Raw genomic sequence first — 15,161 nt, 5'->3', positions numbered from 1 at the left:
TGCGGATGCGCGCCATATGGATCCGGGGCCCGCCTCCGGCGAGCCCGGCCGCCTCAGGCGTTGGCGCTGAGGCGCTTGATGTCGGCGTCGACCATCTCGGTGATCAGGGCCTCCAGGCTGGTCTCGGCCTCCCAGCCGAAGGTCGCCTTCGCCTTGGCGGGGTTGCCGAGCAACACTTCCACCTCCGCGGGCCGGAACAGCGCCGGGTCGATGACGAGGTGGTCGTCCATGGTCAGGCCGACATGCTTGAACGCGATCGCGCACATGTCCCGCACCGTCGTGGTCCGGCCGGTGGCGATCACGTAATCGTCCGGGCGGTCCTGCTGCAGCATCAGCCACATCGCCTGCACGTAGTCGCGGGCGTGGCCCCAGTCGCGCTTGGCGTCGATGTTGCCGAGCCGCAGCTCCTTCTGCGTGCCGAGCTTGATCCGCGCCACCGCGTCCGTGACCTTGCGGGTCACGAACTCGACCCCGCGCAGCGGGCTCTCGTGGTTGAACAGGATCCCGTTCGAGGCGTGCAGCCCGAAGCTCTCGCGGTAGTTGATGGTCATCCAGTGGGCGTAGAGCTTGGCCACACCGTAGGGCGAGCGCGGGTAGAACGGCGTCGACTCGCTCTGCTTGGCCTCCTGGATCAGGCCGAACATCTCCGAGGTCGAGGCCTGGTAGTAGCGCGCCTGGGGGGCGACCGAGCGCAGGCATTCCAGCATGTGCGCGGCGCCGAGGCCGGTCACCTGCCCGGTGAGAAGCGGCTGCTGCCAGGACGAGGTCACGAAGGACTGGGCGGCGAGGTTATAGATCTCGTCGGGCTTGGCGGCCTGGACGATGCGCATCAGCGCCGAGAGGTCGAGCAGGTTGCCGTCGACCAGCTCGACATCGTCGAGGATGCCGAGCCACTTCAACCGGTGGTCGAACACGCCGGCATGGCTGGAGCGCCGCACGATGCCGGTGACGGCGTAGCCCTTCTGCAGCAGCAGCTGCGCCAGATAGGCGCCGTCCTGGCCCGTCACACCCGTGATCAGCGCTCGCTTGGCCGTCATGAACCCGTCCCGTCCCGAAGATGCCCGGCTGCTACGACCGCAACGGGCCGCGCGTCAAGGCGAGGTGTCGACATCAGTATTGTGCCAGGCGAGCGGGGCCGGACTGGCCCATCACCAGACTAGCGTCGCAGAGGCACGGCCAACCGCAATGGATGTGCGGCATATGTGCGGCGTGACTAAGGTCGCGCGAGCCAGTCCGTCACACCGCTGAGCGAGCGGAATTCCTCGACGGCGTGGACGCGTGCCGCCGGGAGGGCGGCCCGGGCCATCGTGGCGAGGGCATGCCCCGGCCCGAGTTCGAGCACGCGGTCCGCGCCGTACTCGCGGCACGCCTCAAGGCAGGCGGCCCAGTCGATCGTGCGCGAGATCTGAAGCGCCAGCTTCTCGCGACCGTCCGCGTCGCGAAACACCGTGCTCCCGTCCAGCCCGCTGACCAGGCGCGGCGCGCGGGCCGGCGGACGGCGCGGCGACACCGCGGCGAGCGCGTCCCGGAAGGCCACCGTTGCGGCATCCAACAGGGGCGTATGCGACGGCGTGTGGACGGGCAGGACCACGGCCCGCTGCGCGCCCGAGCCGGTCGCATCCCGGCACAGCGCCGCCAGCGCCTCGCGCGGACCGCCGACGACGCCGCTGTCGGCCGCGTTGCGGATGGCGAGGTGGCAACCGTGGCGTGCCGCAAGATCCGCGAGCGCGTCGAGGCTCAGACCGCGGATCCCCGCCAGCCCGAACCCCGCGCCGGAAGCGGCATCCATGGCCTCCGCGCGTCGCGCAGCGAGAGCGAGCACGTCCGCGTGGTCGAGGCGTCCGGCGACGCCCCAGGCCGCGAGATCGCCGATGCTGTAGCCGGCCACGATCGAGCGGTCCGATGCCGCCCCGGCCAGCGCCCGCCACGCCGTCAGGGCGGCGACGCAGCACAGGATCTGACCGGTCCGGTTCGCCTGCAGGTTGTCGCCGCCCGCGCGGGCCAGGTCGCGCGGATCGGTGCCGCCGAGAAGCGGTCTGGCGGAAGCGAACACCTCCTGCGCGGCCGGATGATCGGCCGTGAGGTCGAACATGGCCGGGTGCTGGCCGCCCTGCCCGGAGAGGAGGATCGCGAGGGTCATGCCGGGCCGGGGCCGCGCAGGCCCGCGACCGCCTGCAGGGCTAGACGGTCCAGGCTCTTGGCGAGCACCGAACCGTCTTCCGGCGCGTCGCGCAGCTCGCGCCAGTGCAGACCGGCGCCGTCCGGCAGCAGGATCTCCCCATCGATGCCCATCGGTGCCGTCTCAGCCACGGCGGCGATACCGTCGAGAAGACCGACCGGCACCGGAACTCGGCACGGCCAGAGCAGGTCGAGGTCGGAGGCGGCGCTCAGGTAGGTGAGGCCCGTGACAGCCTGCCAGAGGAGGCTGCCGAAGGGGCGCGGCACCAGGCCGTGCCGTCGGCCGAGCGCCGTGAGGGCGTCGACGGCCGGACCCCATGACGCCGGGGCGTGGGCGGCGGCCTCGGTGAGGCTCACCGCCGGTACGGGCGACAGCGCGGATGCCGGCAGGGCGAGCCCGATCCGCCGCTTACCGTCCGCGGGCGGCAGCGGCAGGCCGAGCGGCACCGCGTCGCCGGTCTCCCCGGGAACACGGCGGCGGACGATCAAGGGCCGGCCCGCCGAGGCCCAGCCTTCCAGATGGGGGACGGCGCCGAGATCGGGCCGGTCCGCGCGCCACGCGTCCCAGGCCGCCGGATCGACGCGGACGAGGTCGTGGCGTCGGAAGGGCTCAGCCAAGGCGCGCCTGATCGGCGACGGCCGCCGCGACGGTGTGGGCGACCAGGCGGCCGCCCCGCTCGGCGCCCAGCCGGTCGCGGACGTCCTCCGCCTCGATCGTGTCGATCACCGCGCGGATCTGGCTGCCAAGGGGCCGGTCCGGGTCCAGAACGACGTGGACGGCACCGGCCGCCACCATGTTGTCCAGGCCGGGGGCGAAGACGGGGGTCGACTTGGCCATCTCCTCAAGGGTGTCGAGGGGCAGCTTGGTCACCCGGGCGACGGACGGCAGATCCATGACGCTGGGATTGGCCCCGGGCAGTGCCGCCAGGACCCGCGTCGCGAGGGCCGTGGCGATGAAGGCGCCGGCGGCCGTGTGGCCGTAGATCAGCCCGATCGTCGGATGGCCCGACCGATCCGCCAGGAGCAGCGCCTTGGCGAGATGGGCGAGGCATTCGTTGAGACCCAAAAGCTCGTCACGGCGGCTCATGCGCTGGCTGTCGGAATCCACCGCCACCAGGATCGGCGCGCGGTCGCCGGTGCGCACGGCATTGAGCACGGCGCGCGACAGGACGAGCGCCCCGTCGACGCCGAGGGGCGTGTCGCCGTCGATGCCCACCACGTGCATCGGGCCGTCCCCGAACGGACCGGTGCCGGTCACGAGGCCCTCGCGCACCGCGACCGCGTGGCCCTGCGGGAAGAGGGAGGCGAGGATCTCAGCGAGCGTCATGGTCGGCCTCCGGGCTTCGTGCCACGGTCTCCGCGAAGGCGTCCGTATCCATTGCCGGCACGGATTCGGGATCGTTCACGCCCAGGCGGGCCCAGACATCCGTGGCGTCGCGGCAATCGCCGAACCGGTCGATCCGGGCTTCCAGGCGGGCCTGCTCGGCCTCGAGGGTGTCCAGGTCGAAGGCCGGCGCGCGGCCGACGAGATCGCGGGCGGCCTTGCGGAAGGCCGAGACGGTGTCGGCGCAGAAGGCGTCGGCACCCCCGATCAGGCGGCGGTGCTTGCCGCCCATGGTGCGCCAGACCAGCGCCCGGTCGCGGGAATCGAATTCCTCCGCGCCCTTGTTGGTCTCGATGACCTCGGGGCCGGACACCGAGATGCGGCCGCCCTCCGAGACCGCGAGCCGCGAGCAGGTGCCGGCGATCAGGCCGCCGCCGCCGTAGCAGCCGGCCCGGCCGCCGATCAGCCCGATCACCGGGATGCCTGCGACGCGCACATCGACGATGGCCCGCATGGCCTCGGCGATGGCCGTCTCGCCGGCATTGGCCTCCTGCAGGCGGACGCCGCCGGTGTCGAACAGGATCAGCACCGCCTTCGGCTTCAGCGCCAGGGCCGCCCGGAGCAGGCCGACCAGCTTGCCCCCATGCACCTCGCCGAAGGCCCCGCCCATGAAGCGGCCCTCCTGGGCGGCGATCAGGACCGGTTCGCCGTCGAGGCGCGCGCGGCCGACCACGATGCCGTCGTCGAAGGCGCGCGGCAGGTCGAAGAGCGGCAGGTGCGGGCTCATGCGCCGCTCCGTCGGCGGCAGGAACTCGCGGAAGCTTCCCGGATCGGTGAGCGCCAGCACCCGCTGGCGGGCGGTGGCCTCGTACCAGCTCAGGGCGTCCGGATCGATGCTCGCGGCGCGGTCGCCAGCCATGGTCAGGCCTCCATCAGCCGCGCGCCCTGGAGCAGGCGCAGCGACACGGTGTCGGGGCGGGCACCGCCGTCGTTGATGCTGATGCGCAGGCCCCCGGGCTGCGCCCGGGCGACGAAATCGGCCACCACCGCCTCCCAGACGTCGCCGTAGCCGGCGATCGGGGTCTCGATGGCCACCTCGCAGGCATCCGGCGGCAGGACGCGCTCCAGAAGAATCTCCAAGTTGCCGGACGCCACGACGCCGGTGATCGCGCTCGGCACCGAGCCGGGCAGCGGCTTCTTCGTGGTGTGGCGGAAGGTCAGAGATTCCATGGCCGGCTCCTTGCCAGAGCACCCTTCATCGCGCGCCGCTCACCAGTTACGGAACCGGGCCGGCGGCTCGTAGAGCCCGCCGGACCAATGCACGAGATCCTTGATCGACTTCGCGGCGAGCAGCGCCCGGTCGGCGTCCAGGGGCTCGATGCCGAGATCCTCGGGGCGACGGATGACACCCCGGGCGCGCAGCGCCTCCACCTTCGTCCGGTCCCGGCCGCGACCGACCTCGGTGTAGCCGGCGACGCCCCGGATCGCCTGCTCGCGCTCGTCCGCGTCCCGGCAGAGCAGGAGGTTCGCGATACCCTCCTCGGTGACGATGTGGGTCACGTCGTCGGCGTAGATCATGACCGGCGCCAGTTCGAGGCCGATTTTCTTCGCCAGTTCGAGGGCGTCGAGCTTCTCCACGAAGGTCGGGACCAGCTTGTCGCCGAAGGTCTCCACCAGCTGCACCACGAGCTTGCGCCCGCGCATCAGCGCCGGGTCGCCGACGATCTGGCCCTCACGGCCGGCCTTCATCCAAGCATCGGAGGGATGGCGCCGGCCATGCGGGTCCGAGCCCATGTTGGGGGCCCCCCCGAAACCCGCCACCCGGGACTGCGTGACGGTCGAGGAATGGCCCATCAGGTCGATCTGGAGCGTCGCCCCGATGAACATGTCGCAGGCGTAGAGACCGGCGGTCTGACAGAAAGCCCGGTTCGAGCGCAGACTTCCGTCCGCGCCGGTGAAGAAGATGTCGGGCCGCTCACGGATGTAGCGGTCCATCCCGACCTCGGAGCCGAAGCAGTGGACCTGCTTGACCCAGCCGGATTCGATCGCCGGGATGAGGGTCGGGTGCGGGTTGAGCGCCCAGTGGGTGGCGATCTTGCCTTTCAGGCCGAGCTTCTCGCCGTAGGTCGGCAGCAGCAGCTCGATCGCCGCGGTCCCGAAACCGATTCCGTGGTTCAGCCGGCGGATGCCGTACTCGGCATAGATCCCCTTGATCGCCATCATGGCGATCAGGATCTGGGTCTCGGTCATCGCCGCCGGATCGCGGGTGAAGAGCGGCTCGACGTAGAACGGCGTGTCGGCCTCGACCACGAAGTCCACCCGGTCGCCCGGGATGTCGACCCGCGGCACCGTGTCGACGATCTCGTTGACCTGCGCGACCACGACGCCGTTCTTGAAGGCGGTCGCCTCCACGACGGTCGGCGTGTCCTCGGTGTTCGGCCCCGTATACAGGTTGCCGTTCCGGTCGGCCGAAACGCCGGCGATCAGCGCCACGTTGGGCGTCAGATCGACGAAGTAGCGGGCGAACAGCTCCAGGTAGGTGTGGACCGCGCCGAGCTCGATCTGGCCGCCGTAGAGCATCTTGGCGATGCGGGCGCCCTGCGGACCGGAATACGAGTAGTCGAGCCGCTTCGCGATCCCGGTCTCGAACACGTCGAGGTGCTCGGGCAGCACGATCCCCGACTGGACCATGTGCAGGTCGTGGATCTTGTCGGGATCGCAGGCGCTCAGGCCGCGGGCGAGGCAGTCGGCCTGCTTCTGATTATCGCCCTCGAGACAGACACGGTCGCCGGGCCGCAGGATCGACTCCAGCAGGTCGACCACGGCCCCGGCCGGCACGACCTTGCCGTCCGCGTGGGCGCGCCCCGCCGCGATGCGCGCGTCCCGCGCCCGCCTCTCACCGCGCCACTCGCCCATCCGCGTGCTCCAACCGGTGTACCAAATGATATCTAGCGGTTGTTCCGGTATTTTCAAACCCGGCGCAATCACAGTTTCGTATACGGGATTGCGTGCGTGTGAACATATTGCATACTTCGCGCAACGGCCCCCGAGGCCGATCCGGGAAGGGAACGCGCCATGTTGCACGCGTCCACACGGCCGTCGGATGCGGCCGGAAGCGCCGCTCCAGTGAACGGGCAACGCCGATGATCGTCCTCGGTGTCGCCCTGCTCGCCGCCGCCACGCTGATCGGCGTGTATCTCGGCGACCTTCTTGGCCTCGCTCTCGGCGTCAAGGCGAATGTCGGCGGCGTCGGCATCGCCATGATCCTGCTCATCGCCGCGCGCCTGTGGCTGTCGCACCGGGGTCGCCTGACCAAAGGGGTCCAGTTCGGCGTCGAATTCTGGGCGGGGATGTACATCCCGATCGTGGTCGCCATGGCGGCCCAGCAGAACGTCGTGGCGGCCGTGAGCGGCGGTCCGATCGTGCTGATCGCGGCGACAGGCTCCCTGGTCCTGTGCTTCGGCGCCGTCGCCCTGCTCAGCCGGATCGGACGGCGCGATCCCGGCAGCGACGCCGTGGAGCATGGCGGCTCCGTGATCGGCGGCGACGCCGAGCCCGAAGCGGTGGCGCCGGCCGCCGCGCCCGGCGCCAGGAAGGGGTGAACGCCATGGGACACGACATCTGGCACGGCATCGAGCACGTCTTCGTCGAGCAGAGCCTCGTGGCCGCCTTCGCGGTGGTCGGCGCGCTGATCCTCGTCTCGAACTACGCCGCCAAGCGCCTCACCAAGGGCCGCGTCCACGGCTCCGCGATCGCGATCGTGCTGGGGCTGGCACTCGCCTATCTCGGCGGGCTCTACACGGGCGGGAAGAAGGGCCTCGCCGACATCCCGGCGCTTGCCGGGATCGGCCTGATGGGCGGGGCGATGCTGCGCGACTTCGCCATCGTCGCCACCGCCTTCGAGGTGGACGTGATCGAGGCGCGGCGTGCGGGCCTGCTGGGCGTCCTGGCCCTCGCCCTCGGGACGATCCTGCCGTTCATCGTCGGCACCCTGACCGCCGTGGCCTTCGGCTATCACGACGCGGTCTCGATCACGACGATCGGCGCGGGGGCGATCACCTACATCGTCGGGCCCGTCACCGGCGCGGCGATCGGCGCGGATTCCACCGTGATGGCGCTGTCCATCGCGACCGGGGTGACCAAGGCGGTCATGGTCATGGTCGGGACGCCCCTGGTGGCCCGGTTGATCGGCCTCGACAACCCGCGCTCCGCGATGGCGTATGGTGGCCTGATGGGCACGGTCAGCGGGGTCGCGGGCGGCCTCGCGGCGACCGATCCGAAGCTCGTCCCCTACGGCGCGCTGACGGCGACGTTCCACACCGGAATCGGCTGCCTCGTCGGCCCCTCGATCCTGTTCCTGACGGTGCGGGCCCTGGTCGGCTGAAGCGGCTTCGTTCCGGCGCGTCCGGTCGCGATGCGGATTCGCCCGTGCGGATTAGGGTATGGTTCCGCATCGTCTTCCCGAAGACTGGCAGGCGCCGCTCATGGGATGATTGAGGAACGGCGGATGCACGGCGACTTTCAGAAGATCGACAGCGGGCTGCTCTCGGACCGGATCCGCGACGCGCTCACCGACGCCATCGCGTCAGGGACTATCGCGGCCGGCACGGCCCTCGACGAGCAGAACCTGGCCGATCGCTACGGCGCGTCGCGCACGCCCGTCCGGGAGGCGCTGCGCCAGCTCGCGGCCTCGGGGCTCGTGGAGATCCGGCCCCGCCGGGGCGTCGTGGTGGTGCGCCTCACGCCGCAGCGGATCGCCGACATGTTCGAGACGACCGCCGAGATCGAGGCGATGTGCGCCCGGCTCGCCACCTACCGGATGACGCCCCTGGAGCGCGGGGAGCTCATGGAGCTTCACGAGGAATCCGCCAAGGCGGTCGAGGCGGGCGACGTCGACGCCTACGACCGGTTCAACCGCGCCTTCCACGAGGCGCTCTACACGGCGACCCACAACGGCTTCATGGCCGAGCAGGCCCTGGCGATCCGCGAGCGCCTCGCCGCGTTCCGGCGCACGCAGCTCCGCCACGCCGACCGGATCCGCCGTTCGCGGGAGGAACACGGCGAGATCCTGGCGGCGATCGCCGAAGGGGACGGCGAGACGGCCGCCCGGCGTATGCGCGCCCACATGCTCCGGGCGGCGGCGGCGCTGGGGCGCTACATCGCCGAGACGGAATGAGGTTTTCGACAGCGATGATCGGTCCGGCGCGGCAACCCGGACCCGGACGGCCTCACGATTGCGCGAAGACCAGTCCGACCACGAACCGAAAGGGCCTCGAACGGTCGATCTGCACCGGCAGCCGGTGACGGTCGTGTTTAAGGGGACCGGCGTCGTGCCCGCATCCACGTCAGTCCAGAGGGGTGAGTATTCCCGAAAATCCCGCCGCTTTCGGCGCCGCCGGGGTCGGATTGCGGTCCGCGAATGGCTCGCGCGCGGCGGCGGAATGCGAACCGGTTCGACAGTGCAGACGTCCGGCTCCTTGTCGTTCACGTGGTGTCGTTCACGTGCGCGGACTCACCCCGCCGAGCGCGTCGGCGAGCTTTCCGATATGCTCGGCCGCCCGACCGATTCCGACGGCCGCCCGCTCGGCATCCTCCGCTCGCCCGCGCTCGGCAGCCTCGGCAGCAGCGCGCAGCGCCGCGACGTCGGTCTCGAGGGTCGCGTACCGCATGCGCAGCTCCGCGAGCTCGTCGACGATGGTCAACGCCGCCATGACCTGAAGGCGCATGTCCCCGATCTCGCCGAAGCTCTTGCGCATCTCGCCGATGCGCCCGTCGAGGGTGGCGGCGAGGCCGGTGAGATGCGCCTCCTCCCCCTCCCCGCAGGCCATGCGATAAGAGCGGCCATCAATGGTCACGTTGATCTGCGGCAAAGGCGGCTCCGCTGTGCGCTCGACAGGCGTAGGCGTGGGGATCAGGCGCGCCCGAGCACATCCTGGACGGTCTCGATCGCCCGGTCGAGCCGATGCCCGACCTCCCCCGTGGTCGCCGAGACGGTGGCGAGACGGGCGCTCGCAGCATCGAGAGCCGCGGCGAGGCGGGCCCGATCCTCGTCCATCAGCGCGAGTTCCGCATCCCGGTCGTCGGGCTGCGCGGCCACCTCAAGGCGGCGCTGGACGACGGCATCCAGGCGGTTGATGGCCGCCTCGAGGCGGCGGAGGGCGTCGTCGATGGAACGGAGCTCGGTCTCGTCGGCCATGGTTCTGTGTCTACCTCGACAGCAAGCTTTCCGTCGAATGCAGCCGAAATTCCAGGGGGAAATGGCCTTCGATCCCCGATCCGGGTGAACTCCGAATGGATCGTGCCGATCCCTGTTTATTGGACGGTGGATCGAAGGTCTTTGTCACGGCGACGCGTTTGACAGGTCGAGGCTCCATGCTAGACAGCCGCGCGATCCCGAGAGGGACCGCGCGAGACATGCCGGAGGGCCGGTCCGCGACAGTTCCGAGGCCTCAGCCGGCACCGTCCGATCCGACGGTCACGCGCGTGGAAGCCCGGCCTCTCCCGGTCCGGTTCATCGCAGGTTCAAACCCGCCCGCACAGATCCCGCCCGGCCCGGCCCGGACGGTATGGCGGGCCGCCGAGACCGCTCCGCGGACCATCCCCCAGGTCCGGCGCGCGGCGAGCCGCATCAGGAAGGAGTCACGCCGTGACGAAGGTTGCCATCAACGGGTTCGGACGCATCGGCCGCAACGTCCTGCGCGCGATCGCGGAGGCCGGCCGCAGCGACATCGAGGTCGTGGCGATCAACGATCTCGGCCCGGTGGAGACCAACGCCCACCTGCTCCGCTACGACTCCGTGCACGGCCGCTTCCCCGGCGAGGTCGCCGTGGACGGCGAGTTCCTGGTGGTGAACGGCAAGCGCATCAAGGTCACGGCCGTGCGCAACCCGGCCGAGCTGCCGCACCGCGACCTCGGCGTCGACATCGCGCTGGAATGCACCGGCATCTTCACCTCGAAGGACAAGGCGAAGGCCCATCTCGACGCCGGCGCCAAGCGCGTCCTCGTCTCGGCCCCGGCCGACGGCGCCGACCTGACGGTGGTCTACGGCGTCAACCACGACAAGCTCACGGGCGAGCACCACGTCGTGTCGAACGCCTCCTGCACCACCAACTGCCTGGCGCCGGTCGCCCAGGTGCTGGACGCGGCGGTCGGCATCGAGCGCGGCTTCATGACCACGATCCACTCCTACACCAACGACCAGCCCTCGCTGGACCAGATGCACAAGGATCTCTACCGGGCCCGCGCCGCGGCGCTCTCGATGATCCCGACCTCGACCGGCGCCGCGAAGGCCGTCGGCCTCGTGCTGCCGGAGCTGAAGGGCAAGCTCGACGGGACCGCGATCCGCGTGCCGACCCCGAACGTCTCGGCGGTGGACCTCGTCTTCACGGCCAAGCGCGCGACGACGGTCCAGGAGATCAACGACGCCATCAAGGCCGCCGCGGCCGGCCCGCTCAAGGGCGTGCTGGGCGTCACCGACCGGCCGAACGTCTCGATTGACTTCAACCACGATCCCCATTCCTCGACCTTCCACCTCGACCAGACCAAGGTGATGGACGGCGTGCTGGTGCGCATCCTGACCTGGTACGACAACGAGTGGGGCTTCTCGAACCGCATGGCCGACACCGCCGTGGCGATGGCCAAGCTCATCTGAGCCGGACTGCAGCGGTCGCCGCCTCCTGAGAGGTCGGCGGCCGCACCACTCTTCGGACGGCCTTTCTTCGAACCAGGGACTCTCCAGGGATGACCGACGCTTCGCAGGGCACGTCGAGCGGGCCGGCTGCCGTGCCGCCCGCCCCCAGGCCGGCTCCGCCGCCGCCCGCCACACCCGCCGCCGCACAGACTGCGGCCCCATCCCACCCGCTTCCGGCCAACCAGCTCTTCGATCAGCTCGCGCGGATCGAGGACAAGTGTTCGCGGATCGAGGACAAGTATGCCCGCTCCGAGGCACTGCTGTCCCGAGTCGAGGACAAGGTCGAGAATGCGGCGAACCGGATGAATGAATCGGCGCGCCAGTCCGACCTGGCGGCGCTCCGGACGGAGATGCGCGGCCTCGCCGAGCGCACCCGGCGCCTGCCCGGGACCGGCGCCCTCGTCCTTACCGCCGTGATCACCGCCATCCTGACCGTGGTCCTGATGGTCGCCGTCCAGCGTCTGAATCTCGACCGCCTGCTGCCGCAGCGGGCCACCATCGGCACCACCGCGCAGTAATCGCCCTCGCCCCGCACAGGACCGCACCAGACCGCATGAGCGCCTTCCGCACCCTCGACGATGCCGGCTCCCTCAAGGGCAAGCGGGTCCTCATGCGCGTCGATCTGAACGTGCCCATGGAGAACGGGCGGGTGACCGACGCGACCCGCATCGCGCGCGTCGCGCCGACGATCCGCGAGGTCGCCGAGCAGGGCGCCAGGGTGATCCTGCTCGCCCATTTCGGCCGGCCGAAGGGCAAGCGCGAGCCGAAGGATTCGCTGGAGCCGGTGGTCCCGGCCCTCGGCGCGGCCCTCGGGCGCACCGTCGCCTTCGCTGCGGATTGCGTGGGCGACGCCGCCGCGCAGGCGGTGGCGGCCCTGAAGGACGGCGACGTCCTCCTCCTGGAGAACACCCGCTATCATCCCGGCGAGGAGAAGAACGACGCGGCTTTCGCAGACGCCCTGGCGGCGAATGGCGACGTCTACGTCAACGAGGCCTTTTCGGCAGCCCACCGCGCCCACGCCTCCACCGAGGGTCTGGCGCACAGGCTGCCGGCCTATGCCGGCCGCGAGATGCAGGCCGAGCTCGACGCGCTGACCAAGGGCCTGGAATCGCCCCAGCGCCCGGTGATCGCACTGGTCGGCGGCGCCAAGGTCTCCTCCAAGATCGATCTCCTGGAGAACCTCGTCGCCAAGGTCGACATGCTGGTGATCGGCGGCGGCATGGCCAACACGTTCCTGCACGCGCAGGGCAAGGCGGTGGGCAAGTCCCTCTGCGAGAAGGATCTCGCCGAGACCGCCACGCGTATCCTGGCGGCGGCCGAGAAGGCCGGCTGCCGGATCATCCTGCCGGTCGACGCCGTCGCCGCGACCGAGTTCAAGGCGCAGGCTCCCCACGAGACCGTGCCGGTGGATGCCGTGCCGGACGCGAGCATGATCCTCGATGCCGGTCCGCGCTCGGTCGCCGAGATCAACGCCGCCATCGACGGGGCCAAGACCCTGGTGTGGAACGGCCCGCTGGGCGCCTTCGAGCTGGCCCCGTTCGACGCCGCCACCGTGGCCGCCGCCAAGCATGCGGCCGCGCGGACGAAGGACGGCCAGCTCGTCTCGGTTGCGGGCGGCGGCGACACCGTGGCCGCGCTCAACCATGCCGGCGTGGCGCAGGACTTCACCTACGTCTCGACCGCCGGCGGCGCCTTCCTCGAATGGCTTGAGGGCAAGGCCCTCCCGGGCGTCGAGGCGCTGCGGGCGAAGGGCTGAGACGGCCGCCTTGCGCTCCTCCCCCATTGGCCCGACCCTATCTATACTGCCGGGCTTGATCAGCCGCGGGGCCGGGGCGATGGGTGACGATGGGGAGAACGCGACCTTCGAGATCCTGAAGGGCATCCAGGCGAGCCTGGCGGATCTGCGGTCCGAGACGGTGACGCGCTTCGACAGGCTCGAGGCGCGGATCGATCGTCTGAACGCGGCCGGGATGCGCGTGACGATGCGGGCCACGGCGGTAAGGTTCGACGCGCGGGTCAGCGAGGTCGAGGACCGCGTCGCAGCCCAAGAAAGCCGGACCGACCGGGGATCATCCGCCGAAAGAATGGCCTGCGCCGCGTCGGAGATTGACCGAAAGCAAGGCACCCGGCAGAGCGAAACGATACAGCCCAGCTGAGGGCCTCACCGCGCCTCCGGCGATCGGGCGGACAACGAAACGGGAAACGGGAAGACACGCACGATGGCACGCATCACCCTCCGGCAGCTCCTCGATCACGCCGCTGAGTACGAGTACGGCGTGCCCGCCTTCAACCTGAACAACATGGAACAGGGGCTCGCCATCATGGCGGCCGCTGATGCCACCGACTCGCCGGTCATCCTTCAGGCGAGCCGTGGCGCCCGCGCCTACGCCAACGACGTCGTGCTGGCCAAGCTGATCGACGGCCTCGTCGAGATCTACCCGCACATCCCCGTCTGCATGCATCTCGACCACGGCAACAACGAAGCCACCTGCGCCACCGCGATCCAGTATGGCTTCACCTCGGTGATGATGGACGGCTCGCTGAAGGCCGACGGCAAGACCCCGGCCGACTACAACTACAACGTCGAGATCACCCGCAACGTCACCAAGATGGCCCACTGGGCCGGCGTCTCGGTCGAGGGTGAGCTGGGCGTGCTCGGCTCGCTGGAGAGCGGCCAGGGCGAGGCCGAGGACGGCCATGGCGCCGAGGGTACGCTCAGCCACGACCAGCTCCTGACCGACCCGGAGGAGGCGGTGAAGTTCGTCGAGGCCACCAAGGTGGACGCGCTGGCGGTGGCCATGGGCACGAGCCACGGCGCCTACAAGTTCACCCGCAAGCCCGACGGCGAGGTGCTGGCGATGAACGTGATCGAGGAGATCCACCGCCGCCTGCCGACGACCCACCTCGTCATGCACGGCTCCTCGTCGGTGCCGCAGGACCTGCAGGACATCATCAACCAGTACGGCGGCCAGATGAAGCCGACCTGGGGCGTTCCGGTCGAGGAGATCCAGCGCGGCATCAAGCACGGCGTGCGCAAGATCAACATCGACACCGACAACCGCATGGCGATGACCGGTCAGATCCGGAAAGTCCTCACCGAGAACCCCTCCGAATTCGACCCGCGCAAGTACCTGAAGCCCGCAATGGAGGCGATGATCAAGCTCTGCAAGCAGCGCTTCGAGGAGTTCAACACCGCCGGCAAGGGCTCGAAGATCCGGCCGATCTCGGTCGCCGAGATGGCCAAGCGCTACGCCAGCGGCGCCCTGGATCCGAAGATCGGCGCGCGGTAAGGCGCCGGTTGTCGCCCCCGATGAGCACCAATGCCCGCCTCGCCCTTCTCGGACCGCACGGTCTCGACGCCGAGGGACTCGAAGGCTTCGTGGCGGCCCTGAAGGCCGCCTGCGAAGCGGGCGATGTCGCCGCCGTGATCCTGCGGCTCGCCGCCACCGACGAGCGCGGGCTGACGGCCCGCGTGAAGGCGGTCGCTCCGGTGGCGCAGGAGCGGGGCGCGGCCCTGGTCGTGGCCTGTCCGGGTTTCACGGGTGATCTCGCCACGGTGGCGATCCGCGGCGGCGCCGATGGCATCCATGTCGACAAGCCGCGCGACCTGAAGGATCTGCGCGGCCGGCTGCGCGACGGGCGCATCCTCGGTGCTGGAGGCATCGAGACCAAGCATGGCGCCATGGAAGCCGGCGAGGCGGGTATCGACTATCTGATGTTCGGCGGGCTGTATCCGGACGGTGTCGCGCCGGAGGCGGAGACCGTCCGGGCCCGCGCCACCTGGTGGGCCGAAATCTTCGAGACGCCGTGCATCGCGGTCGCCGTCGCTGCCGACGAGATCGGGCCGCTCGGCGCGACAGGGGCGGAGTTCGTGGGATTGGAGAGCAGCCTCTGGCTGTCGGATCCGGCAGCTGTCGAGCGGGCCCAGCGCGTCCTTCGGGAGGCTGCCGCGTGAGGCGCCGCAACGCC

Annotated in this window: 18 protein-coding genes; 9 read left to right on the top strand and 9 right to left on the bottom strand. The window is 70.4% G+C overall.

All coding sequences use genetic code 11. From position 1 onward, the window contains the following. Window positions 1–53: 53 nt before the first annotated feature. The 7 genes from gmd to mdcA all read right to left on the bottom strand — a co-directional run bounded on the left by gmd (window position 54) and on the right by mdcA (window position 6,418). The gene (gene gmd / locus GGQ91_RS17220; RefSeq protein ID WP_043350641.1) at window positions 54–1,037 is read right to left on the bottom strand and encodes a GDP-mannose 4,6-dehydratase; all 984 of its coding nucleotides are present in this window, start codon (window positions 1,035–1,037) and stop codon (window positions 54–56) included. Window positions 1,038–1,213: 176 nt separating this feature from the next. Then, window positions 1,214–2,140, bottom strand: coding sequence for an acyltransferase domain-containing protein (locus tag GGQ91_RS17215; protein ID WP_182592485.1), 927 nt, complete (start codon window positions 2,138–2,140; stop codon window positions 1,214–1,216). Then, complete coding sequence (gene mdcG, locus GGQ91_RS17210; protein WP_053609393.1) at window positions 2,137–2,796, bottom strand: malonate decarboxylase holo-[acyl-carrier-protein] synthase; 660 nt, start codon at window positions 2,794–2,796, stop codon at window positions 2,137–2,139. The genes GGQ91_RS17215 and mdcG overlap by 4 nt, the downstream gene beginning before the upstream one ends. Beyond that, window positions 2,789–3,505: a biotin-independent malonate decarboxylase subunit gamma gene (gene mdcE, locus GGQ91_RS17205; protein WP_053609394.1), complete on the bottom strand. Its 717-nt coding sequence runs from the start codon at window positions 3,503–3,505 to the stop codon at window positions 2,789–2,791. Before mdcE ends, mdcG begins: the two co-directional genes overlap by 8 nt. Then, window positions 3,492–4,421, bottom strand: coding sequence for a biotin-independent malonate decarboxylase subunit beta (locus GGQ91_RS17200; RefSeq protein ID WP_053609395.1), 930 nt, complete (start codon window positions 4,419–4,421; stop codon window positions 3,492–3,494). Before GGQ91_RS17200 ends, mdcE begins: the two co-directional genes overlap by 14 nt. Window positions 4,422–4,423: 2 nt before the next feature. Continuing rightward, window positions 4,424–4,732, bottom strand: a complete 309-nt coding sequence (gene mdcC / locus GGQ91_RS17195; protein ID WP_043755060.1) for a malonate decarboxylase acyl carrier protein — start codon at window positions 4,730–4,732, stop codon at window positions 4,424–4,426. Between the two features lie 39 nt (window positions 4,733–4,771). After that, window positions 4,772–6,418: a malonate decarboxylase subunit alpha gene (gene mdcA, locus GGQ91_RS17190; RefSeq protein WP_043755058.1), complete on the bottom strand. Its 1,647-nt coding sequence runs from the start codon at window positions 6,416–6,418 to the stop codon at window positions 4,772–4,774. Between the two features lie 227 nt (window positions 6,419–6,645). Between mdcA and madL the strand changes: the two genes are divergently transcribed. The 3 genes from madL (at window position 6,646) to GGQ91_RS17175 (ending at window position 8,678) form a co-directional block, all read left to right on the top strand. After that, window positions 6,646–7,104, top strand: a complete 459-nt coding sequence (gene madL, locus GGQ91_RS17185; RefSeq protein ID WP_043755057.1) for a malonate transporter subunit MadL — start codon at window positions 6,646–6,648, stop codon at window positions 7,102–7,104. A 17-nt stretch (window positions 7,105–7,121) separates the two neighbouring features. Further along, entirely contained in the window at window positions 7,122–7,886 is a 765-nt protein-coding gene (madM, locus tag GGQ91_RS17180; protein ID WP_043760600.1) for a malonate transporter subunit MadM, read from the top strand. Between the two features lie 123 nt (window positions 7,887–8,009). Then, on the top strand, window positions 8,010–8,678 hold the full coding sequence (locus GGQ91_RS17175) for a GntR family transcriptional regulator (protein WP_043380236.1): 669 nt from the start codon (window positions 8,010–8,012) through the stop codon (window positions 8,676–8,678). Between the two features lie 322 nt (window positions 8,679–9,000). On the opposite strand, the gene GGQ91_RS17170 is transcribed toward GGQ91_RS17175, so the two are convergent. Continuing rightward, window positions 9,001–9,372, bottom strand: a complete 372-nt coding sequence (locus GGQ91_RS17170; protein WP_043345206.1) for a cell division protein ZapA — start codon at window positions 9,370–9,372, stop codon at window positions 9,001–9,003. Window positions 9,373–9,413: 41 nt separating this feature from the next. Then, complete coding sequence (locus tag GGQ91_RS17165) at window positions 9,414–9,698, bottom strand: DUF4164 family protein (RefSeq protein WP_043380241.1); 285 nt, start codon at window positions 9,696–9,698, stop codon at window positions 9,414–9,416. A 450-nt stretch (window positions 9,699–10,148) separates the two neighbouring features. On the opposite strand from GGQ91_RS17165, the gene gap reads away from it, so the two are divergent. The 6 genes from gap to GGQ91_RS17135 all read left to right on the top strand — a co-directional run bounded on the left by gap (window position 10,149) and on the right by GGQ91_RS17135 (window position 15,147). Further along, a complete protein-coding gene (gap, locus tag GGQ91_RS17160; RefSeq protein ID WP_043345211.1) occupies window positions 10,149–11,153 on the top strand; it encodes a type I glyceraldehyde-3-phosphate dehydrogenase in 1,005 nt (334 codons plus the stop codon). A gap of 89 nt (window positions 11,154–11,242) precedes the next feature. After that, window positions 11,243–11,710 carry a hypothetical protein gene (locus tag GGQ91_RS17155; protein ID WP_182592484.1) on the top strand — a complete coding sequence of 156 codons (468 nt, stop codon included), beginning with the start codon at window positions 11,243–11,245 and terminating at the stop codon, window positions 11,708–11,710. A 35-nt stretch (window positions 11,711–11,745) separates the two neighbouring features. Next, window positions 11,746–12,948, top strand: coding sequence for a phosphoglycerate kinase (locus GGQ91_RS17150; protein ID WP_182592483.1), 1,203 nt, complete (start codon window positions 11,746–11,748; stop codon window positions 12,946–12,948). Between the two features lie 79 nt (window positions 12,949–13,027). Continuing rightward, window positions 13,028–13,348, top strand: coding sequence for a hypothetical protein (locus tag GGQ91_RS17145; protein ID WP_051975960.1), 321 nt, complete (start codon window positions 13,028–13,030; stop codon window positions 13,346–13,348). 63 nt (window positions 13,349–13,411) lie between these two features. Further along, the gene (gene fba, locus GGQ91_RS17140) at window positions 13,412–14,482 is read left to right on the top strand and encodes a class II fructose-bisphosphate aldolase (RefSeq protein ID WP_182592482.1); all 1,071 of its coding nucleotides are present in this window, start codon (window positions 13,412–13,414) and stop codon (window positions 14,480–14,482) included. Between the two features lie 20 nt (window positions 14,483–14,502). Next, window positions 14,503–15,147, top strand: coding sequence for a thiamine phosphate synthase (locus GGQ91_RS17135; RefSeq protein ID WP_182592481.1), 645 nt, complete (start codon window positions 14,503–14,505; stop codon window positions 15,145–15,147). The last annotated feature ends 14 nt before the right edge of the window (window positions 15,148–15,161 follow it).

Source organism: Methylobacterium fujisawaense, from assembly GCF_014138435.1.
GTDB lineage: Bacteria > Pseudomonadota > Alphaproteobacteria > Rhizobiales > Beijerinckiaceae > Methylobacterium > Methylobacterium fujisawaense.
This window is presented reverse-complemented; position numbering and strand designations above follow the sequence as displayed.